The following is a 21,664-nucleotide window of genomic DNA, read 5'->3' on the forward strand; positions in this document are numbered from 1 at the left end:
CAATAGGTAATCTCCCAGGAGCAATTATGAAACAAGAGGTTATTCTGGTTCTCGACTGTGGCGCGACCAACGTACGGGCCATTGCCGTTGACCGACAGGGAAAGATTGTCGCCCGCGCAGCGACCCCGAACGCCAGTGACATCGCCGCAGAAAACAGTGCCTGGCACCAATGGTCGCTGGAGGCCATTCTGCAACGCTTTGCCGACTGCTGTCAGCGGCTCTCCTCACAATTGGCCGCCTGCCAAATTCGCGGGATCGCCGTCACCACCTTCGGCGTGGACGGCGCGCTGGTGGATAAGAACGGCAAACAACTGTATCCGGTGATCAGCTGGAAATGCCCACGTACCGCAGCGGTAATGGAGAATATCCATCGCTACATGTCACCGCAGCAACTGCAGGAAATCTCCGGCGTTGGGGCGTTTAGCTTCAATACGCTGTACAAACTGGTGTGGCTGAAAGAGAACCACCCACAATTACTGGAACAGGCGCACGCCTGGCTGTTTATCTCGTCGCTTATCAACCAACGTTTAACCGGCGAGTTCACAACTGACATCACCATGGCGGGAACCAGCCAGATGCTGGATATCCAGCAACGTGATTTCAGCCAGGACATTTTGCAAGCAACAGGCATACCGCGTCGCCTGTTTCCGCGCCTGGTTGAAGCAGGCGAACAAATTGGGGTACTGCAACGCGAGGCCGCCAGCCAGCTCGGACTTCCAGAGGGTATTCCAGTCATCTCTGCCGGACACGACACACAGTTTGCGCTATTTGGCGCAGGAGCCCAACAGGATGAACCGGTACTCTCTTCCGGCACATGGGAAATTCTGATGGTACGCAGTGCGCAGGTAAATACCTCCCTGCTCAGTCATTATGCGGGCTCCACCTGTGAGCTGGATAGTCAGGCTGGGCTTAACAATCCCGGTATGCAGTGGCTGGCCTCCGGCGTGCTTGAATGGGTTCGTAAGCTGTTATGGACCGCGGACACGCCCTGGCAAACGTTGATTGATGAAGCTCGGGATATTCCCGCTGGTGCCGAAGGGGTGAAGATGCACTGCGACCTGCTGGCCTGTCAGAATGCGGGCTGGCAAGGGGTTACCCTCAATACTACCCGTGGACACTTTTATCGCGCCGCGCTGGAAGGACTGACAGAACAGCTGCAGCGGAATCTGCAAACGCTGGAAAAAATCGGCCATTTCCAGGCCACTGAACTGCTATTAGTTGGCGGGGGCAGCCGCAACATCTTGTGGAACCAAATCAAAGCGAACGTTCTCGGGATCCCTGTCAAAGTGCTGGATGATGCCGAAACCACCGTGGCAGGCGCCGCAATGTTTGCCTGGTCAGGCATCGGGGAATTTACCTCCCCGGAGCAGGCGCGCGAACAGGTGCGCTATCAGTACCGTTACTTCTATCCGCAAACCGAATCCGAACTCACAGGAGTCGAGTAACATGCTTAAAACGATATCTCCCTTAATTTCCCCCGACTTACTGAAAGTGCTGGCCGAAATGGGACACGGCGATGAGATTATCTTTTCCGATGCCCACTTCCCGGCCAACAGCATGGGGCCACAGGTCATCCGCGCTGACGGTCTGCTGGTCAGCGATCTGCTGCAGGCGCTTATTCCGCTATTTGAACTGGACAGCTACGCCCCACCGCTGGTGATGATGGCTGCGGTTGAAGGCGACACTCTCGATCCTGACGTTGAGACTCGCTATCGTCAGGCGCTTTCATTACAGACCCCCTGCCCGGACATCACGCGTATTGACCGCTATGCCTTTTACGAACGAGCACAAAAGGCGTTTGCGATCGTTATCACAGGAGAGCGGGCAAAGTACGGGAATATTCTTTTAAAAAAAGGGGTAACGCCGTAATCTCTGGTCAGAATGCCCGTCAGGTACGGGCATTCATCATTAGATGAGGATCAGAACATGAAAGCGGCGCGCCAGCAGGCAATCGTAGATCTGCTTACTAACCACAAAAGCCTGACAACCGAAGCCCTGGCTTTGCAGCTTAACGTCAGCAAAGAGACCATCCGCCGCGATCTCAGCGAGTTACAGACCCAGGGAAAAGTGTTACGCAATCACGGTCGGGCCAAAGTTATTCACCGGGAAAATCAGGACAGCGGTGACCCATTTCATATTCGACTCAAAAGCCACTATGCGCACAAAGCGGATATCGCCCGTGAAGCGTTGGCATGGATCGAAGAAGGTATGGTGATTGCCTTAGACGCCAGCTCTACCTGCTGGTATCTGGCGCGACAGTTACCGGACATCAACATTCACGTTTTTACCAACAGCCAGCCCATCTGCCAGGAATTGGCTAAACGTGAACATATTCAGCTTATCAGCTCCGGCGGTCGCCTTGAGCGCAAATACGGTTGCTACGTTAATCCCTCGCTTATCTCGCAGCTAAAACCACTCGAGATTGACCTGTTTATTTTTTCCTGCGAAGGGATCGACAGCGACGGTGCGCTCTGGGACTCAAATGCAACCAACGCAGACTTCAAATCCATTCTGCTTAAGCGTGCATCGCAGTCTTTATTACTGATCGATAAAAGTAAATTTAATCGTTCGGGAGAGGCCAGAATTGGGCATCTGGATGATGTGACGCATATTGTTTCAGATACACAGCTGATTGAAGCAATCCAGGCCGAATAGGGCGATTACGCCGCCATCCGGCCAGGATTGTAGCCTTATCGCTCGTCGCGACGACCGCCGACGGCAGCCCACAGACGACGTACGTGAACGGTTACTTCTTCACGGTCATGATACAGCTGACGCGCCTGAATCTGGGCATTTACACCATGTTCATCAAGCTGGGCCTGAATGTAAGCCAGGTTCTGTGATACCTCTTCGTAGCGTTTTTTCATCGGCAGCTTGAGGTTGAAGATCGTCTCACGACACCAGCCGTTGACCAGCCATTGTGCCATCAGCGCGGCAACCTTCGCCGGCTTCTCCACCATGTCACAGACCATCCACGAAATGTTATTGCGATTCGGACGGTACTTAAATCCGTCTTCACGTAGCCAGGTGACCTGTCCGGTATCCATCAGGCTTTGCGCCATCGGACCGTTATCCACGGAGTAAACCCACATATTGCGTTTAACCAGCTGATAGGTCCATCCGCCCGGGCAGGCGCCTAAATCCACCGCATACATTCCGTTCGCCAGACGCTCATCCCATTCATCGGCAGGGATAAACACGTGCAGCGCTTCTTCCAGCTTGAGCGTTGAACGGCTCGGCGCATCGGCTGGAAACTTCAGACGCGGAATCCCCATGTAAAACGGTGAGTTATTGTCAGGCCAGGAATAGCCGGTATAACAACAGCCAGGGGCGATAAAGAAGACGTGAACCACCGGACGCTTTGGCGTTTCATACTTTGCCAGTACGCCCGCTTCGCGCAGCGCTGCACGCAACGGTACGGTAAATTTACGGCAAAATTTAACCAGCTCTTTGCTTTCATTGGTGTCGGCAACTTCTACTCGCAGATCGCCACCCTTTTCCACCACGCCCTGCAACATGCCAACGATCGGTGTAATACGATCTTCCGGCGGTAAGTATTGCAGCAGCTCGCCCACCACAAACATTTGACGAGCAAAAATCAGCGAACTAAACGGCAGCTCTTTCACTAACTTTTCAGCATCGTCCTGCTGATAGCATTCGAAGATGACGTAACCCGCATTGTCTTTCACGCGGGCAAAACCGAAGATTTCCCGGCGTCCTGCTTTATCCGTAATTTCTGCGGCGCACTCTTTTTCAAAACCTGGGCGACACAACAATACAACCTTATTCATGGCTAACGCCCTTACGTTTCAATCGAATAGCGCCCACTAACATCAGCGCCCAGCCTACGAGGAAGCTGAAGCCGCCGACAGGGGTAACAAACGCCCACAGGCGTAAATGAGAGAGCGCGAGACAATACAGGCTGCCGCTAAACAGCACTGTACCTAATGCCAGAAACACGCTACTCCAGTAAAACCAAATACTAATGCGCCGTTGCATGGCGACGGCCAGACCAAAGATAGCCAGCGTATGAAACGCCTGATACTCAAGGCCGGTCTGAATCCACCCCATTTCAACAACACCGAGGGTTTTGCTCAGAACATGTGCCCCAAAGGCTCCCAACGCCACAAAGATAAAGCCACTTACGGCGGCAAAAATCAGCATAAAACGGCTGGTCATTTGAATACCCTACGTAAATTATTGTTCATAACGAAAGCGGAATTTTTCTTGTTCCGTGGCCGCTCTCGCCAGAATCCACTGACGGAAGGCGGCTATTTTACCCAGTTCTGCCTGACTGTCATGACAAACCAGATAAAATGCGTTTTTGCTGACCAGAACATCGTTAAACGGACAGACCAGACGTCCGGCTTCAATTTCGGACTGCGCCATGACGTTGTTAGCCAGTGCGATCCCCTGACCATGGATTGCAGCCTGTAGCACCATGGCGCTATGGCTGAAGATAGGTCCCTGCTGCACGTTGATATGATTCAGGCCAAGCTGGCGCGTATAGGCTTGCCAGTCTCGTCGCGACGCATCATGCAATAAAGTGTGTTTTGCCAGGTCGTCCGGTGTCTTTAGCGGTTTATCACCGGTAAGCAACAGCGGAGAGCAGACCGGCAATAAATATTCTGCGTACAATTTTTCAACGCGCAGACCCGGCCAGTTGCCGCGTCCGTAGAAAATCGCCACATCAACATCATCAGCCAGTTTGTCTTCCTGACGGTCTACCGCCTGGATCCTGACATCGATTCCCGGATAAGCTGAGTTAAAGCTAGAGAGTCTGGGCACCAGCCATTGGATCGCAAAACTGGGCAATAAACTAACGGTAAGCGCACCTTTTGCACTGCGTGCCTGAAGTTTACGCGTCGCGTCGGTTAATTGCGAAAAAATCTCTTTAATGTCGAGAAAGTAGCTTTGACCTTCTTCCGTTAACAGCAAAGATCGATTGCGTCGACGAAACAGTTTTAGCCCCAAAAAATCCTCAAGTGACTTGATTTGGTGACTTACTGCGGCCTGCGTCACAAAAAGCTCTTCTGCTGCGCGAGTAAAGCTTAAATGACGCGCTGCAGCATCAAAAACACGTAACGCATTTAAGGGTGGTAATCGTTTTGACATGACTTTTAGGCTTTGATGTTAAATGAATTTAACAATTAGCTAACAGGCTGTAACCTATTAGTTTTTTTTATCTGAGCCATTATAAATTGTCCGTTGAGGTTCTACCAGCAAATACCTATAGTGGCGGCACTTCCTGAAGCCGGAACGAAAAGTTTTATCGGAATGCGTGTTCTGGTGGGCTTTTGGCTTACGGTTGTGATGTTGTGTTGTTGTGTTTGCAATTGGTCTGCGATTCAGACCATGGTAGCAAAGCTACCCTTTTTCACTTCCTGTACATTTACCCTGTCTGTCCATAGTGATTAATGTAGCACCGCCAAATTGCGGTGCTTTTTTTTGTCCACATTTCGTCGATGGCCGACCGGCTATTATTGCTCCAGTTCTACCATCTCTTTCACGTCAGTGCGGTTAATCTGCTGTTTGTTGCCGTTAGCGTCTTTATACGAAATCATCCCCGTCTCATTATCGGTCTGTGGTTTACCATCAGCTACGATTGATCGACCATCATTGGTGTGCATCACGTAATTCGAACCAGAACAGGCGCTCAGGGCAAAAGTCAGCATACAGGCAGAAATAATGGCGGCAGTCTTTTTCATCTTCTTCTCCTTAAAGCGATTTATGCTATTAAAAACATACTCCGTAACAGGCAAAATTGTTCGCCTAACGCTATTTAGCATAAGACACTGAACGGGCTTTGCCAGGATATCCAGAGTATTCCGATGGTTAGCGCAACCCTTGTATCAATGCCCTTTTTGCGCCACGATCGGTTTACTGAACTGAGGAATACCATGAACGCTTTTAACCCCGCGCAGTTTCGCGCACAATTTCCCGCACTCAACGATGCTGGCGTCTATCTCGACAGTGCTGCTACGGCGCTGAAGCCACAGGCGGTCATTGAAGCTACCCATCAGTTTTATAGCCTGAGTGCCGGGAACGTCCATCGCAGCCAGTTTGCTGAAGCCCAGCGCCTGACCGCACGCTATGAAGCCGCGCGGGAAAAAGTCGCACACCTGATTAATGCGTCGGATGACAAAACCATCGTCTGGACCCGCGGCACAACGGAAGCGATCAACATGGTTGCCCAAAGCTATGCGCGTCCACGCCTTCAACCGGGTGATGAGATTATCGTTAGCGCAGCGGAACATCACGCCAACCTCGTTCCCTGGCTGATGGTCGCGGAGCAAACGGGGGCTAAGGTTGTCAAACTCCCACTCACCCCCCATTTATTGCCAGACGTTGAGCGCCTCACACAGCTCATCACCCCGCGCAGCCGCATTCTGGCGCTCGGGCAAATGTCGAACGTCACCGGTGGCTGCCCGGATCTTACCCGCGCCATTACGCTCGCCCATGCGGCTGGCATGGTGGTGATGGTTGATGGTGCCCAGGGGATTGTGCATTACCCTGCCGATGTACAGCAGTTGGATATTGATTTCTATGCGTTTTCAGGCCACAAGCTATATGGCCCCACCGGTATTGGCGTACTGTACGGTAAGCCGGAACTGCTGGAAGCCATGTATCCCTGGCTTGGGGGCGGTAAGATGATTAGCGAAGTCAGTTTTGACGGTTTCACCACTCAGCCCGCACCATGGAAGCTGGAAGCCGGTACGCCTAACGTTGCAGGCGTTATCGGGCTAAGCGCGGCGCTCGAATGGCTGGCGGACGTCGACGTTGCGCAGGCCGAAAACTGGAGCCGGGGTCTGGCGACGCTGGCAGAAGATGCCCTCGCGAAACGCCCTGGCTTTCGTTCCTTCCGCTGCCAGGACTCCAGTCTGTTAGCCTTTGATTTCGCGGGTGTTCATCACAGCGATATGGTCACTCTATTGGCCGAATATGGCATTGCGCTGCGCGCGGGGCAACACTGCGCACAACCGCTGCTGGCGGAACTTGGCGTATCCGGAACACTACGCGCCTCATTTGCCCCTTATAATACCCAAAGCGATGTGGATGCGTTGGTCGCAGCCGTCGACCGCGCGCTGGAAATATTGGTGGATTAATGACAAGCCCTCAGTTCGCCGGACACCCGTTTGGCACAACCGTAACCGAAGAGACGTTACGCAATACCTTTATCCCGCTTACTCAGTGGGAAGATAAATATCGCCAGCTGATTCTGCTGGGTAAGCAGTTGCCGGCACTCCCGGATGCGCTAAAGGCGCAGGCCAAAGAAATTGCGGGCTGCGAAAACCGCGTCTGGCTGGGGCATACTCTTCATGAGAATGGCACTCTGCATTTCTTCGGCGACAGCGAAGGTCGAATAGTACGTGGACTGTTGGCGGTATTACTCACCGCGGTTGAAGGTAAAACGGCAGCCGAGTTACTGGCGCGTTCTCCGATGGCGTTATTTGACGAACTGGGTTTACGCGCTCAGCTCAGCGCCTCGCGTAGCCAGGGACTACATGCTCTGAACGAGGCGATTCTCGAGGCGGCCCAGAAAGCTGGATGACGACGCTGGTATGTCTTATCCGGCCTACAACACTGCACGAACTGTAGGTCGGATAAGCGTAGCGACATCCGACACAATCAGGCCTGACGCGCGGCCTTCGCCATCATCTTCTTCAGCGCATGGGAGACAGCAACAAAGCCAAAGGTGGCTGTCACCATGGTGGCCGCGCCAAACCCGGACGCGCAATCCATACGCTTCGGCCCTTCCGCCGTCGCTTTCATCGCACATACCGAGCCATCCGCCTGCGGGTAAACCAGCGCTTCGGTCGAGAACACGCAGTCCACGCCCAGCTTGCCTTTGCTGTTTTTCACCACGCCAAAATCGCTTTTCAGCCGCTCACGTAGCTTGGCCGCCAGCGGATCCTGGATGGTTTTTGCCAAATCAACGACCTGAATCTGCGTAGGATCGATCTGTCCGCCCGCACCACCGGTGGTCACCAGCGGAATTGTGTTACGCCGACAGTACGCGATCAGTGCCGCTTTTGGGCGCACGCTATCAATCGCATCGATGACGTACGAAAATCCCGCATTCATATATTCAGCAACGTTATCTGGGGTAACAAAATCATCGACCACGTTCACCCGGCACTCCGGGTTAATCTGTCGGATACGCTCCGCCATCACTTCAGCTTTTGCCAGACCGACGTTATCACGCAGCGCATGGATCTGGCGGTTTGTATTGGTGACGCACACATCATCCATATCAATGAGTGTGATAGCGCCAATACCGGTTCTCGCCAGCGCTTCCGCCGCCCATGACCCTACTCCGCCAATCCCAACCACGCAAACGTGCGATTGGGCAAACAGCTGCAACGCATTTTCGCCATACAGACGTGCCGTACCGCCAAAACGTTGGCGCCAGGCATCGCTAATAACCACAGACATAGAACCTCAAATTCATTAATACCGAGCAGTCTGACTGCCTGATGCCGGCTACGCCTTATCAGGCCTACTCAATAATGTAGGCTTGATAAGCGAAGCGCCATCCGGTCATTAACCGCTGAACACGTTACCCGCACCCGGCGCTGTTTTTAGTACCCATACGCGACCGTAGTGATTATACCACCCGGCACGGTGTCCGGCGTCAGCGCCAATACCCTGATAGATGTCGAAGTGTTGCCCTTTAATAGCCCCACCCACATCTAACGCCACCATCAGGCGCAGTTCGTACTGGCCGGTAAACTTGCCGTTATTGTCCAGTAACGGGACTTCCGCCAGTAACGTTGTGCCCGCAGGAATGATACTACGGTCAGAAGCTACGGACGCGCGGCCAATCAGCGGCACCGCGCTGGCCCCTTTCACCGGAGCAAAAGATTGCGGTTTAAAGAAGACAAATGATGGGTTCTGCTCCAGCAGCTCACGCACTTCGGCTTCGCTGTGCGTTTCACCCCAGTGGCGAATAGCCTGCATCGACATATCTTCTTTTTTCACTTCGCCACGGTCGATAAGCACTTTACCGATACTGCGATAGGCGTGGCCGTTTTTCCCGGCATAGCTAAAGAAGTTGAGCGGGCTGCCATCGCCAAAATCGATGTAGCCACTGCCCTGAACATCCATAATGAAGTTATCCATCAGGGAGTTGCTGTATGCCAGAATATAATTGTCGCTTAGCGCGCCCGCGTAGATCTCGGCACGAGAGGGTAAGCGCCCACGTTTTGGCGGCATGCGATAGATAGGATACTGAAACTCGCCCTGGCGCGTATGGCGCGCCTGGATAACCGGTGTGTAGTAACCGGTAAACTGGACGTTACCGTAGTTGTCCGCCCCTTCCATTTGCCAGGCATCAATACCAAACTGGCGCATACTGCGCGTATCACCGCCCGCACGTAACCATTGCTGGATAGCGTTATAGACGTCGCTCTGGTTGCCGTACAAACGTGGCGAAGCGCTGCGAATTTGATTAACCTGCTCGGCGAAATCACCGGCATTGATTGGCGCGCCAACCGCATCAGGCTGGTTCACCAGTGAGAAAGGTTGGGTAAATTTCCCGTCTTTATACTGCTGCCCACGATCGGTGGGTTTTGAGGAACACGCGGCGAGCATCGCGACTACAGCTCCCGCCAGAAGATATTTTGCCCAACGTCCTTTCATTGTTCTCGTCTTATGTTGCCTGAATGCGAGACGAAGATAACAAACCCCCGAACCTAATGAAATGCGTATACATACCCGAACGCAAATTTTGAGCAAAAAATAATCCAGAATGCGTTGTTTTTGTTCATTTTCACCCTAAAAACGTGATCAAGGTGAAAAAAGGGTTGCATGAAAATGCGAGCAGAGTATAGTGCGCATCCACGGACGCGGGGTGGAGCAGCCTGGTAGCTCGTCGGGCTCATAACCCGAAGGTCGTCAGTTCAAATCTGGCCCCCGCAACCAATTAAAATTTGATGTAAGATTTTTGCAAAGTAGTTCGAATCACAGCAAGGCGGCGACGCAGTGAATCCTTAGGAGCTTACTCCAGTAAGTGACTGAGGTGAACGAGGAAAGCCAACGCTGATGTGGTTTGAAATACGAAGCAAAAAGACGGACGCGGGGTGGAGCAGCCTGGTAGCTCGTCGGGCTCATAACCCGAAGGTCGTCAGTTCAAATCTGGCCCCCGCAACCAATCAAATTTGATAAAATATAAGCAGTACGGTGACGCGGGGTGGAGCAGCCTGGTAGCTCGTCGGGCTCATAACCCGAAGGTCGTCGGTTCAAATCCGGCCCCCGCAACCAACACATTAAACACCTTAACGGGTGTTTTTTTGTTTCTGTCGCCCATAAAAAAAGCGCTTTTCAGCGCTTTTTTGTTATCCCCTTCTCGCCAGCGTCGCCCCATCGGCAAAGTAGGCTTTAATCCCTGCCAGAATCGACTCTGCAACTTCCTGCTGGAAGGTCGCCGTTTTGAGTTTGCGCTCTTCCTCAACGTTACTGATAAAAGCCGTTTCGACCAGAATAGACGGGATATCCGGCGCTTTTAGTACCGCAAACCCGGCCTGTTCAACCTGGTTCTTGTGCAGATTGTTGATTTTGCCAAGCTTGTTCAATACCGCTTTACCAAACTTCAGGCTGTCGGCGATGGTCAGCGACTGCACCATGTCGAACATGGTGTGGTCGACGTAGCGGTCACCGCTCTTACTGACGCCACCAATGAGATCCGAGGCGTTCTGGGTCTGCGCCAGATATTTCGCGGCGGTACTTGTCGCGCCTTTGGTCGAGAGCGCAAACACCGACGAACCGCTGGGTTGTCGACTGGTAAAGGCATCGGCGTGAATAGAGACAAACAGGTCAGCACGCTGCTTCTGCGCTTTCGCCACGCGGACTTTAAGCGGAATGAAGATATCTTCATTTCGTGTCATAAAGACCTTCATATTGCCCTCTTTCTCTATGAGGGCTCGCAGGCGGCGGGCAATCTGCAGCACCACATCCTTTTCACGCGTCTTGTATTTCCCCACCGCACCGGAGTCTTCTCCGCCGTGGCCTGGATCGAGCATAATGACAATGGGACGATCGCGCCCCGCTTTACCCGGCTGCGGGCCACTTTGTGCAGGTGGCACCTGTTTATCCAGATCGCCCTTGTTGTAATCTTCCAGCAATGCCAGCAGCGGATCCTGAACGTCCTGGGCATTCGCGGGATAGAGATCCATCACCAGACGTTCTTTAAAGCCTGCCACCGGAGCCAGAGCAAAAAGTTGCGGCTTCACATTCTGTTTCAGCTCGAACACCATCCGCACGGTCTTTGGATCAAACTGGCCAACGCGCGCCGACTTAATATACGGATCGTCAGGACGAATCTGCGTCCCAATGCCCTTGAGCACCGAGTTCAAATTAACGTCTTCAATATCCACAACCACACGCTCAGGATTACTCAGGGCAAACTGTTTGTATTTCAGCAGACGGTTAGATTCTACCGTGACGCGAGTGTAGCTGGACGCAGGCCAGATACGTACGGCAACGACCTGACTCACGGCCGCCAGACCCACCTGGCTGACGCTCAAAAGCCACATAGCACCCGCACCTTTCAATAAACGGCGGCGACTGATTGCTGAATTGGATCCCGACATGCTTCTCCCGAGCAAAAGAAATCTTTTTAAGAGGTAATACGTAAAACGTCCGAATTGACCGGAAACTTTAGCGAATGACGCATAATCTGTCATCTATAAAAGGGTAAACATTCTTTTTATATTCACGGCATTACTGAGAAAAATCTTCGGCATGGGTAAAAATTACGCTTGCGCACAGCGCCAAAACAGAATAAAAATACACAAATTACGAATAATCATGCAATGAGGGTGTGCCGTGGTGAAGGAGCGTAGAACCGAACTGGTACAGGGATTCCGCCATTCTGTTCCCTATATCAATACCCATCGGGGAAAAACGTTTGTCATTATGCTGGGCGGCGAAGCCATCGAGCATGAAAACTTTTCCAGTATCGTCAATGACATTGGTCTTCTTCATAGCCTCGGCATCCGCCTGGTCGTGGTCTATGGCGCACGACCGCAGATTGATGCCAATCTTGCGGCGCATCATCATGAGCCGGTGTACCACAAAAATACGCGCGTTACCGACGCTAAAACGCTGGAGCTGGTCAAACAGGCTGCGGGTTTACTTCAGCTTGATATTACCGCCCGCCTGTCGATGAGCCTGAATAATACGCCATTGCAGGGTGCTCACATCAATGTGGTCAGCGGTAATTTTATTATCTCCCAGCCGCTGGGCGTTGATGACGGCGTAGATTACTGCCATAGCGGGCGTATTCGTCGTATTGATGAAGATGCCATTCACCGCCAGTTAGACAGCGGCGCAATTGTGCTGATGGGCCCGGTCGCCGTTTCCGTCACCGGTGAGAGTTTTAACCTGACGTCAGAAGAGGTCGCCACGCAGTTGGCTATCAAACTGAAGGCCGAGAAAATGATCGGCTTTTGCTCCTCTCAGGGTGTCACCAACGATGACGGCGATATTATTTCCGAGCTGTTTCCTAACGAAGCTCAGGCTCGCGTTGAGTTGCAGGAAGAGAAAGGCGATTACAGCTCCGGCACGGTGCGCTTCCTGCGTGGGGCAGTGAAGGCCTGTCGCAGTGGCGTACGCCGTTGCCATCTGATCAGCTATCAGGAAGATGGTGCATTGCTGCAGGAACTGTTCTCCCGCGACGGGATCGGTACGCAGATCGTAATGGAAAGCGCCGAGCAGATCCGTCGCGCTACCATTAACGATATCGGCGGGATTCTGGAGCTTATCCGCCCGCTGGAGCAGCAAGGTATTCTGGTGCGCCGCTCGCGCGAGCAGTTGGAAATGGAGATCGACAAATTCACCATTATTCAGCGTGATAACCTGACCATCGCCTGTGCCGCTCTGTACCCTTTCCCGGAAGAGAGGATTGGCGAAATGGCGTGTGTAGCAGTGCATCCGGACTACCGTAGCTCGTCACGCGGGGAAGTGTTGCTGGAACGAATCGCCGCGCAGGCCCGGCAAATGGGGTTGAGCAAGCTGTTTGTGTTAACCACACGCAGCATCCACTGGTTCCAGGAGCGCGGCTTCACGCCAGTGGATATCGACCTGCTGCCGGAAAGCAAGAAAGAGATGTACAACTATCAGCGGCGGTCAAAAGTGCTGATGGCGGATTTGGGGTAAGAGTCGTTGCCGGATGCGGCATAACTGCCTTATCCGGCCTACGTCGCTGGCACATCTTTTTTAGGCCGGATGGCGCTGACGCTTATCCGGCCTACATCTACATCATGCCGTCATTAAATAATGCTGACAGTCCGCTGCGACGTTCGGTACGGGTGGCAATGGCGCGGCTCAGTATCCGCTCATCGGCATACAGCGACAGGCGGCGGCGCGCGCGGGTAACGGCGGTATAGACCAGCTCGCGGGTAACCACGGGTGAATGCTGGCTGGGTAAAATCAACGCCGCGTGGTCAAACTCAGATCCCTGCGATTTGTGCACCGTCATCGCCCAGGTGGTTTCATGTTCAGGCAAGCGGCTGGGCTGCACCGATTTGATAGAACCATCCGGCAACGCAAACCACACCCTCAGGCCCTGTCCACGGTCAAGGGCAATGCCGATATCACCGTTAAATAATCCCAGCGAACTGTCATTGCGCGCGATCATCACCGGCCTTCCCTCATACCAGCGGCTATGCGTCGAACGATGAATTTTACGTTTTTGCGCCATCACCTGCTCAATGCGTTCATTCAAACCACTAACGCCAAACGGACCTTCCCGCAGGGCGCATAGCAGTTGATACTCATTGAAGGCCTGAATGACAGCCCCCGGCTCGGCACCCTCGTGCAACAAATCCAGGTAGTGCCCATATCCCGCCAGCGCCTCATCCAGCATCGCGGCATAATCCTCGCTGCTGTGTAGAGTGCGTTTTTCGATGTCGCTAAATCCCTGCTGGAACACCGTTTTTATCGCAGTTTTGTCGCCGCGATTAATCGCCGCAGCCAACTGACCGATTCCGGAATCGCTGCCGAAACGGTAGCTTTTTTGCAGCAGGCACAGACTGTCGCGCAACGCTGCTGCCTGAATTCCCGAACCGGCAGGAATAGCACTCCCGGTCAGGCGACTGAGCTGGCGGGCGCGTTCCGGGGTAAACCCGTCACCGACGAAAGCACAGATATCCCCCAGCACGGCCCCCGCTTCGACGGAAGCGAGCTGGTCGCGATCGCCCAGAAAAATCACCCGTCCGTGCGGCGGCAGCGCATCGATAAGGCGCGACATCATCGGCAAATCAATCATCGAGGCTTCATCCACCACCAGCACATCCAAATGCAACGGGTTTCCCGCATGATGACGCAGGCGCTGACTGCCAGGCTGAGCGCCTAATAATCGATGCAGCGTACTGGCGTCATCGGGGATGCGTTTCTTTTGCTCATCGGTTAGCGGTAGCTCTCGTAACGCCGCTCCCAGTGAGGCGGTCAGGCGCGCAGCCGCTTTTCCCGTTGGCGCCGCCAGTCGAATACGACAGCGCTCACCGTCGGCCATTTGAATCAACGCCGCCAGCAGCCTTGCGACCGTTGTCGTTTTTCCCGTCCCCGGTCCGCCGGAGACCACCGATATCCGGCGGGTGAGCGCAACAGCAGCGGCTACTTTTTGCCAGTTAACCCCCTCCGATGGCGGAAACAGCGCCGCCAGCGTGTGGGTCAGCCGTTGTTCATCCACTTCAATGGCGTGGTTCACTTCACTGAAAAAGCGAGCCACCGTACGTTCGTTGTGCCACATCCGGTTCAGATACAAGCGATCGCCGTACAGCACCAGCGGCGTGGGTTGCTCGCCACGGCTTACCGCACTGGAAGCCAGCAGACATTCCGCCCAGTCTTCTGGTTCGCCCGTTTCAGCGAGCCAGGCGCTTAACAGAGGATGCGCGTCCTCGCTCAGAGATAACCGTGAAAGCGGTAAGCAGACGTGCCCTTCTCCCGCTTCACGACTGAGCAACGCCGCAGCCAGCGCAACGGCAGGGTTGTCACTTCCGGCAACCGCCAGCGCGAACTGAGCATCCAGAGGCCGGAGCTGTTTTTGCTCAACAGCCTCCAGAAATCGTTTCTGGATTGTCATAACATCGTCTCCTGCACCGCACCGGCAAACATCTCGTCCATCAACGCAATCAACTCTCCGTCAGGTCGGGTCGCGTAAATTCCCTGCTGCGGATTTTCACTGTCAACGCCGCGCAGGAAGAGATAGATAACGCCGCCAAAATGGCGTTCATAATCGTAATCAGCAATGCGATGGCGTAAGTAGCGATGCAGCGCGAGGGTATAAAGTTGGTATTGAAGGTCGTAGCGATGCGCCTGCATGGCAGAGGCCATCGCCTGCTGCGTATAGGCGGAGCTGTCTTCGCCCAGCCAGTTCGATTTGTAATCGAGCAGGTAATAACGCCCCTGGTGGCGGAATACCAGGTCAATAAAACCTTTCAGCATGCCGCGAACCTGCATAAAGTCCAACGCAGGGCACCCCGCCGAGAGCGGATCGTATTGGCGAATTAACGCATCAAGCTGATTGGCCATCAACGGCTGCGAAATCGGCAGATAAAACTCCATCTCCACCTGTTTTTCACGCGCGGATAGCTGGCTCAAACTCACGCCCGTCTCGTTGAGAGGCGCCTGCAAAATGGCGTCCAGCCATTCGGTCAAAACCGGCGTCCAGTGCGCGTCATAACCGCCCAACGCCAGTTGCTCCTCGACCCAATGCGGATCCACCGGTTGCGTAAAATCGAGATTTTCAAACAGGCTATGCAAGAACGTACCCGGCGAAGCGCCACGCGGGAACTGGTGCGGTGTGAGTCCTAGTTCTTCAATAACCTCACCGACGCCTGCGGCATCGATATCCAGTCTTGGGATCAGATCCTGCGCGATACCCTGTCCACGCTGTTGCAGACCGGAATAACTGGTCACGCGCCAGCTATCGCCGGGCTTACGCTGCAGTATTTTCGCACTCAGTTCGCTGCTAACAGCCTGCGCAACCTGCCAGGGTTCACCGTCAGGCTGCGCGGGAGTCTGGCAAGCAATATCGTTGCTACAAAGCGCTTCAATCGCGCTACGCAGACCCACGGCATCCATCGGCTCACCTTTTTGCAACAGGCGACCAAGCGCGCTCTGATGCACATCGGTATCCCCTTTTTTATCGCCCCGACGTCGTACCAACGGCGCAACGCCAAGGCTGCAGTGCCATACCGAACGGGTTAGCGCGACATACAGCAAACGCAGATCTTCCGCCAGACGCTCTGCTTCGGCTAGCTCAACGCTCTCCTCAGCATCGCTGAGATCCAGCACGGCTTCAAAAGAGCTACGATCGTGGTAGAAAGCCTGATCCTGAACGCGGAAATTGGTGATAAACGGCAGCCAGACCAGCGGATACTCCAGCCCTTTCGATTTATGGATGGTGACGATTTTGACCAGATGCTTGTCGCTTTCCAGCCTGAGCTGCTGGCTGGACGCGTTGCTGTCGGGTTCAAGAATATGCTGGGACAACCAGCGCACCAGCGCATGCTCGCTTTCCAGCTGCGAGCCCGCTTCCTGCAACAGTTCGCTGATATGTAAAATGTCGGTCAGTCGACGTTCGCCTCCCGCCGTCGCCAGCAGGTTCTCTGCAATCTGTCGAGCCGTCATCAGCGCACGTAGCATCGGCATCACGCCGCGTTTATGCCAGATCTGACGATAGCCGGCGAATTCTTCGACCACCGCATCCCAGGCATTCTCGTCGGTATTTAACGCTTCAATATCCTGCGCATTCAGACCCATCATTGAGGTCGCCAGCGCGCTACGCAACGTGTTCTCACGTTCCGGCGTCATCACCGCCTGCAGCACCCATAGCAACTCCTGCGCTTCCAGCGTTTCAAATACGCTGTCACGGTTGGAGAGGTAGACAGAGGGAATGACCAGTTGCGTCAATGCATCACGGACCAGCGCCGCCTCCTGGCGGCTACGCACCAGTACGCTGATGTCCGACGCGAGTACCGGGCTGGATGCTTTGCCACTGACCAGTTGCGCAGCGCCAGAATGCCCAGCCTTAAGCCAGTCGCGAATTTGTGTGGCGCACACCTGGGCCATGTAGCTCTGATAATCGCCTACGCCGCAACTTTCTCCTTCCATCAGCCACATACTCATAGCTGGCTGCGTTTCGCCGTGCAAAACAAACCGTAACGCCTGGTTTTTTTCTGCGGATTTTACCGGGCTGAAAGGGATTTCGCGGAACATAAAGGCGTCGTCCATCTGGCTGAAAAGCGTATTCACGCTATTGACCATGCCGGGGGCCGAACGCCAGTTGGTATCGAGCGTATAGTGTGCGCTGACTTCGCTGCGCGCCTTCATATAGGTGAAGATATCCGCGCCGCGAAACGCGTAAATTGCCTGTTTCGGATCACCAATTAGCAGCAGTGCGGTATCCGGCTGATGCTGCCAGATCCGACGAAAAATACGGTACTGCTGTGGATCGGTATCCTGGAATTCATCGATCATGGCGACCGGAAAACGAGTACGAATAGCCGTCGCCAGCGCATCGCCGCTTTCACTGCGCAACGCCGCATCCAGCCGGCTGAGCATATCGTCAAAACCCAGCTCGCCGCGGCGACGTTTTTCCTCGACAACTGCCGAGCGGATCTCCGCCAGCGCCCGGGTGATCACCAGATCGCGGAGAGTTAACGGTTCGCTAAGCAGTTCATCAATAGCGACAAACAGCGGGTGCTGAGGGGTTATCCCGCCCGCTTTGGTTCGCTCTTCCAGAAAACGCTGTGAGAATTTCTCCAGCGCGTCAGGAAGCTGGTAACTTTGTGTTTCTTCCTGCGCCCACGCGCTGATCTTTTCGATCCACTTGCCCTGATTACCGCGATTAAATTTACGCCGGTCAATTCCGGAGGCTTCCATCAGGCCATCCAGCTCATCAACAGAATCACGCCATTGCTGCTTGATCTGGTTAATGCGCGCGAGAATTTGTTCATGCCGGGAGGCCAGCGTTTCGTCATCAGACGGTGGCGCCTTGATAACCGGCGCTTCCCCCTGCAGATAGCGATCGATATCTCTCAGCAGCGCTTGCGGTCCTTTCCACGTTTCAAAAACCACCTGCGCAATGTCGCGGGGCAGCGGGTAGCAGTGCCGACGCCAGAAGTCCGCGCAGGCCTGATAGCGCAGCAGCGATTCATCTTCTATCAGCTGCTGTTCGAACAGCATGCCTGACTCAAAGGCATTGAGACTGAGCATACGCTGACAAAAGCCGTGGATGGTAAACACCGCCGCTTCATCCATCTGTCTTTCAGCCAATAGCAGCCACTGCGCGGCCTGTTTTTTATCGGCAATTTCATCTAACAAACGGGCATATAGCGGGTTGTCGGTGGTTTCACGCAGGCAGGCAATTCGCAGTTCATGAATATTGCTACGAATTCGACCGCGCAACTCTTCGGTAGCCGCCTCGGTGAAGGTGACCACCAGTAGTTCTTCGACGGTCAGAGGACGAGGAAAGGCGGCAGAGCCGCCCAGTCCAAGCAGTAAACGTAAATACAGGGCGGCGATGGTAAAGGTTTTACCGGTGCCCGCAGAGGCTTCAATCAGACGCTCGCCCGTCAGGGGCAAGCGCAGTGGATCAAGGGACTCAGCGGCATCATTCATTCTTATCACTCATCAGGGGTAAGGTTTGCTGCAACGCGCTGACGGTCTGCCACACTTTCCAGCCTTCCGGGTGCACATATTCTGCTTTCCCATTCTGACTGCCGGAAACCTGTGACAATATCGCCATGCCTTGCGGCTCAACCACCGCCTGATGGAAGAAGTCGGCAAGTTTTTGCGGCGTCAGCAGTTTAATCTGAGCCACTATTTTATCACGTGAATCGAAGCGCATATTGCCGCGATCAAAATCTTTGCTTAACTGTGAGGCTTCTGCCCCCAGCGTTTGCGGCGCCTGCAGCATTTGCGCAATAATCGCCTGCTGAATTTGCGCGAACTCTTCAGGTTTCATCGCCCGCAGCTTCGCTTCCGCCGTCGGGAAGAACGCTTTATAACGCTCCCAGAGGTAAGACGGCTGCTTATCACTGCTTTGCAGCAGGAACCCCATTCCCCACTGACGACCAACGCTCATCGGGAAAGCAAATACGGCGTAGCCTAGCTGTTCTTCAGTACGCAGCTGATTGTAGAACCACGGCTGAACAATCTGACCTAACATAGCGCTGTAGGCTGAACTGGCGTATTCATCGTATCCGGTTGGCACAAATACCGCGGCCAGCGCTGAATCCGTGCTGCTGCCTGCTTTTTCGAAGATGACGGACTGCTTCTTGTCCACAACCACATCTTTGTTGCGACACCACTGTGATCCGTTCGCACCAAGCTGTTTTTGGATATCCCGCGCCATGCTCGTCGTCTGAGCTTCGCTCATATTGCCAATGACCAGGAATTCAGGTCGCGCACCGGTTTTTAAGGCGTCGCGGTAGGTCATCACCTCTTTCAGGGTGATGGAAGGCAGCAGCTTACGGCGCTCGTCGCGGGAGAAGTACGGCACCTGAGAAAGCATCTGCACCGGCATAATAGCCTGATCGTAAGCTTTACCCTTTTCTGCGGAATCCATCATCTGGGCATACCAGGATTTCGCCTGTTCCAGCTGTTCGTCCGTTGAGGTATAGCTGAAATAGCCGCTCAGCAGCGCCTGAAAAAGCTGCGGCAAACGTTGGGTGTAGCCGTTGGCGTTAAGCATCAACCCATTGTTAGCGTTGGTAGAGAAACCAATTCCACCTACCGATGCCTGGTTACTTAACTGATCGAGCGCAATCCCTGCCAGGTAATCGTTCAGGGCGAATAAGACCTGGTTGCGGGCGCTGTCCATGGCTTTCGGGTTACGCAGGATCACGCTGACGTCAGCCTTCGGCTCGCTGGCAAAATACTGGCTCGGGGCATACACCACGCGTAAATCCGGCTCATCAACAATCAGCTCTGGGTGAGCGTATTTTTTATCCGTCTTAATCAGCGTGAAATCATCCGGAATGTAGGGGTTCAACTCCGGTAACGACAGCGCAATGCCCTGCGCTTTTTGCTGCCAGTCGGCAAAGGTTTTGTCGCTGATTTTATCCACCTGGTAAGGCGCATCGACAAAATAAGCGATTTTATTATGTGGCTCTTTCGCGCTGATATACCAGATACGCGCATTCTGCGGCGTCATCATTGCCAGACGTTGCTCAACGGCTTTCGCATCGTACTGGTCAGCAATATTCACCGCATCCAGCGTATGCTCGACGGGAACGCGAATCATGGTATCAGCCAGCCATTCCACGTAGTCCATATCACGGGTGATGGAGGGATAACGGAAATCGAGATCCAGCACGTGCGCCAGCTCGTCAAAATAGCGTTTATCGACACCTTTCTCGCGTAACAAATTGAGGTAGCTAAAGATTGCCGCGACAACTTCATCGCGGTTCGCCAGCCCCTTGTCGGTTAACGTCGCGGAAATGGCTAATACGCCGCTGTTCCCGTTGACCACCGGATCGGAGTCTGCGCGAATACCTTCAACCAGGCCCTGCTTTTGCAGCCAGTCAGACAACGTGCCCGGGCTACGATTGCCAATCAGGTAGGTCACCAGTTCATCGGTTTTACTGCGGAACTGCGCGCTGTTGTTATCGATACGAAACTCGACGCGCAATACTTTACGCGGCATTGCCGGAACATAGTGGATGATGATGCCCTTTTGCGCATCAGTGACGACCGGGACGGTAATCTCAGGCTTTGCGATATTCCTGTTCGGTACGCGCCCAAAGGTGTCAGCCGCTATCCACGCCAGCTCTGGCAGCGGTTTATTGCTATAAATCACCGCCTTCATCAGGTTCGCAGAGTAGTACTTTTCATGAAATTTTTGTAATGCCTGCAGCACCGGGTTGCCCGGTTTATCGCTTAATGTCTCAAGATTCCCGCCAGAGAAACGCGAACCTGGGTGCGCCGGGTTGATCGTCTCAGCGCTCACCTGCGCCATACGCATCCCGTCTCGGGTACGCGCCAGTGTCAGCTCGGAGTTAACCGCGTTACGCTCGCGGTCGGCATATTTTTTATCCAGCAATGGATCGGCAATAGCATCCGCCAGGCGATCCACCGCCCCCACCAGCGCGTCGTTTTCGACTTCAAGATAGAAGGCCGTACGATAAGGCGCAGTGCTGGCATTGTGGCTACCGCCGTGCATTTTCAGGAATTCAGCCAGGCTGTCCGGCTGTGGGTATTTTTTCGAGCCCATCAGACACATGTGTTCGAGATAGTGCGCCAGCCCCTGATGATCGTCCGGATCTTCCAGCGAGCCCACGGGGACTACCAGTGCAGAAAGGGATTTCACGGCCTGAGGATCGGATACCAGCAGCACAACCATGCCGTTATCAAGGCGCACGGCCTGATACTGACGGGTGTCTTTATCGCTTTTACGGATGGTTTCAGCTAAAGGCTGCCAACCGGTATCTGCCTGACTTACGGGAACCCAAAGGGCGACGAACAACAGTAATGCGCTGAACCAGGTGCTGCGGGGCATTCACAAACCTCATCATTAACGTATTCACCTGTTCACTACAAACCACGCATAAATACATGATCTGAACAGGGCAAGACTATGTGCTGAACGAGCCAGCATCTTCTCTTTGTAAGAATCAGTCCGTGACAGAATGCGCATCATAGTGGAAGCCATCGA

Annotated in this window: 16 protein-coding genes and 3 tRNA genes; 9 read left to right on the forward strand and 10 right to left on the reverse strand. The window is 54.0% G+C overall.

Going from position 1 to position 21,664, the window contains the following annotated elements:
• Nucleotides 1-26 precede the first annotated feature (26 nt).
• From fucK to fucR, 3 genes are read left to right on the forward strand one after another with little or no spacing between them, the layout of a single operon-like run.
• A complete protein-coding gene (fucK, locus tag OGY67_RS07905; RefSeq protein ID WP_008785697.1) occupies nt 27-1,445 on the forward strand; it encodes an L-fuculokinase in 1,419 nt (472 codons plus the stop codon).
• Between the two features lies 1 nt (nt 1,446).
• Nucleotides 1,447-1,869 carry an L-fucose mutarotase gene (gene fucU / locus OGY67_RS07910; protein WP_048236690.1) on the forward strand — a complete coding sequence of 141 codons (423 nt, stop codon included), beginning with the start codon at nt 1,447-1,449 and terminating at the stop codon, nt 1,867-1,869.
• Between the two features lie 57 nt (nt 1,870-1,926).
• Complete coding sequence (gene fucR / locus OGY67_RS07915) at nt 1,927-2,655, forward strand: L-fucose operon activator (protein WP_003825642.1); 729 nt, start codon at nt 1,927-1,929, stop codon at nt 2,653-2,655.
• Between the two features lie 35 nt (nt 2,656-2,690).
• Here fucR and rlmM read toward each other — a convergent pair whose 3' ends face one another.
• The 4 genes from rlmM to OGY67_RS07935 all read right to left on the reverse strand — a co-directional run bounded on the left by rlmM (nt 2,691) and on the right by OGY67_RS07935 (nt 5,708).
• Nucleotides 2,691-3,791, reverse strand: a complete 1,101-nt coding sequence (gene rlmM, locus OGY67_RS07920; protein ID WP_003034040.1) for a 23S rRNA (cytidine(2498)-2'-O)-methyltransferase RlmM — start codon at nt 3,789-3,791, stop codon at nt 2,691-2,693.
• Nucleotides 3,784-4,179 carry a DUF423 domain-containing protein gene (locus OGY67_RS07925; RefSeq protein ID WP_003034037.1) on the reverse strand — a complete coding sequence of 132 codons (396 nt, stop codon included), beginning with the start codon at nt 4,177-4,179 and terminating at the stop codon, nt 3,784-3,786. Before OGY67_RS07925 ends, rlmM begins: the two co-directional genes overlap by 8 nt.
• 18 nt (nt 4,180-4,197) lie before the next feature.
• Nucleotides 4,198-5,115: a glycine cleavage system transcriptional regulator GcvA gene (gene gcvA / locus OGY67_RS07930; RefSeq protein ID WP_286573842.1), complete on the reverse strand. Its 918-nt coding sequence runs from the start codon at nt 5,113-5,115 to the stop codon at nt 4,198-4,200.
• A gap of 365 nt (nt 5,116-5,480) precedes the next feature.
• On the reverse strand, nt 5,481-5,708 hold the full coding sequence (locus OGY67_RS07935) for a YgdI/YgdR family lipoprotein (RefSeq protein WP_003825635.1): 228 nt from the start codon (nt 5,706-5,708) through the stop codon (nt 5,481-5,483).
• A 192-nt stretch (nt 5,709-5,900) separates the two neighbouring features.
• On the opposite strand from OGY67_RS07935, the gene csdA reads away from it, so the two are divergent.
• Together csdA and csdE are read left to right on the forward strand one after the other, a co-directional pair.
• Nucleotides 5,901-7,106 carry a cysteine desulfurase CsdA gene (csdA, locus tag OGY67_RS07940; RefSeq protein ID WP_286573843.1) on the forward strand — a complete coding sequence of 402 codons (1,206 nt, stop codon included), beginning with the start codon at nt 5,901-5,903 and terminating at the stop codon, nt 7,104-7,106.
• Nucleotides 7,106-7,552 (forward strand): cysteine desulfurase sulfur acceptor subunit CsdE, encoded by a 447-nt coding sequence (gene csdE, locus OGY67_RS07945; protein ID WP_048236692.1) that lies wholly within the window; start codon nt 7,106-7,108, stop codon nt 7,550-7,552. Before csdA ends, csdE begins: the two co-directional genes overlap by 1 nt.
• Nucleotides 7,553-7,629: 77 nt before the next feature.
• Here the strand turns inward: csdE and tcdA are convergent, their stop codons facing one another.
• A complete protein-coding gene (gene tcdA / locus OGY67_RS07950) occupies nt 7,630-8,436 on the reverse strand; it encodes a tRNA cyclic N6-threonylcarbamoyladenosine(37) synthase TcdA (protein WP_286573844.1) in 807 nt (268 codons plus the stop codon).
• A 108-nt stretch (nt 8,437-8,544) separates the two neighbouring features.
• Nucleotides 8,545-9,642 (reverse strand): murein transglycosylase A, encoded by a 1,098-nt coding sequence (gene mltA / locus OGY67_RS07955; RefSeq protein ID WP_008785702.1) that lies wholly within the window; start codon nt 9,640-9,642, stop codon nt 8,545-8,547.
• A 205-nt stretch (nt 9,643-9,847) separates the two neighbouring features.
• On the opposite strand from mltA, the gene OGY67_RS07960 reads away from it, so the two are divergent.
• The 3 genes from OGY67_RS07960 to OGY67_RS07970 all read left to right on the forward strand — a co-directional run bounded on the left by OGY67_RS07960 (nt 9,848) and on the right by OGY67_RS07970 (nt 10,263).
• Nucleotides 9,848-9,924, forward strand: a tRNA-Met gene (locus OGY67_RS07960).
• A 152-nt stretch (nt 9,925-10,076) separates the two neighbouring features.
• A tRNA-Met gene (locus tag OGY67_RS07965) sits at nt 10,077-10,153 on the forward strand.
• A gap of 33 nt (nt 10,154-10,186) precedes the next feature.
• Nucleotides 10,187-10,263: transfer RNA gene (locus OGY67_RS07970), tRNA-Met, on the forward strand.
• A gap of 74 nt (nt 10,264-10,337) precedes the next feature.
• Here the strand turns inward: OGY67_RS07970 and amiC are convergent.
• A complete protein-coding gene (amiC, locus tag OGY67_RS07975) occupies nt 10,338-11,591 on the reverse strand; it encodes an N-acetylmuramoyl-L-alanine amidase AmiC (RefSeq protein ID WP_003034016.1) in 1,254 nt (417 codons plus the stop codon).
• A 235-nt stretch (nt 11,592-11,826) separates the two neighbouring features.
• Between amiC and argA the strand changes: the two genes are divergently transcribed.
• A complete protein-coding gene (gene argA, locus OGY67_RS07980) occupies nt 11,827-13,158 on the forward strand; it encodes an amino-acid N-acetyltransferase (RefSeq protein WP_008785703.1) in 1,332 nt (443 codons plus the stop codon).
• Nucleotides 13,159-13,255: 97 nt separating this feature from the next.
• On the opposite strand, the gene recD is transcribed toward argA, so the two are convergent.
• The 3 genes from recD to ptrA are packed head-to-tail and all read right to left on the reverse strand — an operon-like array spanning nt 13,256 to nt 21,508.
• Nucleotides 13,256-15,085: an exodeoxyribonuclease V subunit alpha gene (gene recD, locus OGY67_RS07985; protein ID WP_286573845.1), complete on the reverse strand. Its 1,830-nt coding sequence runs from the start codon at nt 15,083-15,085 to the stop codon at nt 13,256-13,258.
• Nucleotides 15,082-18,627: an exodeoxyribonuclease V subunit beta gene (recB, locus tag OGY67_RS07990; RefSeq protein ID WP_286573846.1), complete on the reverse strand. Its 3,546-nt coding sequence runs from the start codon at nt 18,625-18,627 to the stop codon at nt 15,082-15,084. The genes recD and recB overlap by 4 nt, the downstream gene beginning before the upstream one ends.
• A complete protein-coding gene (gene ptrA / locus OGY67_RS07995; protein WP_286573847.1) occupies nt 18,620-21,508 on the reverse strand; it encodes a pitrilysin in 2,889 nt (962 codons plus the stop codon). Before ptrA ends, recB begins: the two co-directional genes overlap by 8 nt.
• Nucleotides 21,509-21,664: the final 156 nt, after the last annotated feature.

Source organism: Citrobacter sp. Cpo015 (assembly GCF_030333035.1).
GTDB classification, from domain to species: Bacteria; Pseudomonadota; Gammaproteobacteria; order Enterobacterales; family Enterobacteriaceae; genus Citrobacter; species Citrobacter portucalensis.

What these genes read in the sequence shown, in the direction of transcription:
- mltA (WP_008785702.1), bottom strand. Translation starts at nt 9,642, where the DNA reads ATGAAAGGACGTTGGGCAAAATATCTTCTGGCGGGAGCTGTAGTCGCG.
- rlmM (WP_003034040.1), bottom strand. Translation starts at nt 3,791, where the DNA reads ATGAATAAGGTTGTATTGTTGTGTCGCCCAGGTTTTGAAAAAGAGTGC.
- OGY67_RS07925 (WP_003034037.1), bottom strand. Translation starts at nt 4,179, where the DNA reads ATGACCAGCCGTTTTATGCTGATTTTTGCCGCCGTAAGTGGCTTTATC.
- amiC (WP_003034016.1), bottom strand. Translation starts at nt 11,591, where the DNA reads ATGTCGGGATCCAATTCAGCAATCAGTCGCCGCCGTTTATTGAAAGGT.
- recD (WP_286573845.1), bottom strand. Translation starts at nt 15,085, where the DNA reads ATGACAATCCAGAAACGATTTCTGGAGGCTGTTGAGCAAAAACAGCTC.
- fucU (WP_048236690.1), top strand. Translation starts at nt 1,447, where the DNA reads ATGCTTAAAACGATATCTCCCTTAATTTCCCCCGACTTACTGAAAGTG.
- tcdA (WP_286573844.1), bottom strand. Translation starts at nt 8,436, where the DNA reads ATGTCTGTGGTTATTAGCGATGCCTGGCGCCAACGTTTTGGCGGTACG.
- recB (WP_286573846.1), bottom strand. Translation starts at nt 18,627, where the DNA reads ATGAATGATGCCGCTGAGTCCCTTGATCCACTGCGCTTGCCCCTGACG.
- csdE (WP_048236692.1), top strand. Translation starts at nt 7,106, where the DNA reads ATGACAAGCCCTCAGTTCGCCGGACACCCGTTTGGCACAACCGTAACC.
- fucK (WP_008785697.1), top strand. Translation starts at nt 27, where the DNA reads ATGAAACAAGAGGTTATTCTGGTTCTCGACTGTGGCGCGACCAACGTA.
- ptrA (WP_286573847.1), bottom strand. Translation starts at nt 21,508, where the DNA reads ATGCCCCGCAGCACCTGGTTCAGCGCATTACTGTTGTTCGTCGCCCTT.
- csdA (WP_286573843.1), top strand. Translation starts at nt 5,901, where the DNA reads ATGAACGCTTTTAACCCCGCGCAGTTTCGCGCACAATTTCCCGCACTC.
- gcvA (WP_286573842.1), bottom strand. Translation starts at nt 5,115, where the DNA reads ATGTCAAAACGATTACCACCCTTAAATGCGTTACGTGTTTTTGATGCT.
- OGY67_RS07935 (WP_003825635.1), bottom strand. Translation starts at nt 5,708, where the DNA reads ATGAAAAAGACTGCCGCCATTATTTCTGCCTGTATGCTGACTTTTGCC.
- fucR (WP_003825642.1), top strand. Translation starts at nt 1,927, where the DNA reads ATGAAAGCGGCGCGCCAGCAGGCAATCGTAGATCTGCTTACTAACCAC.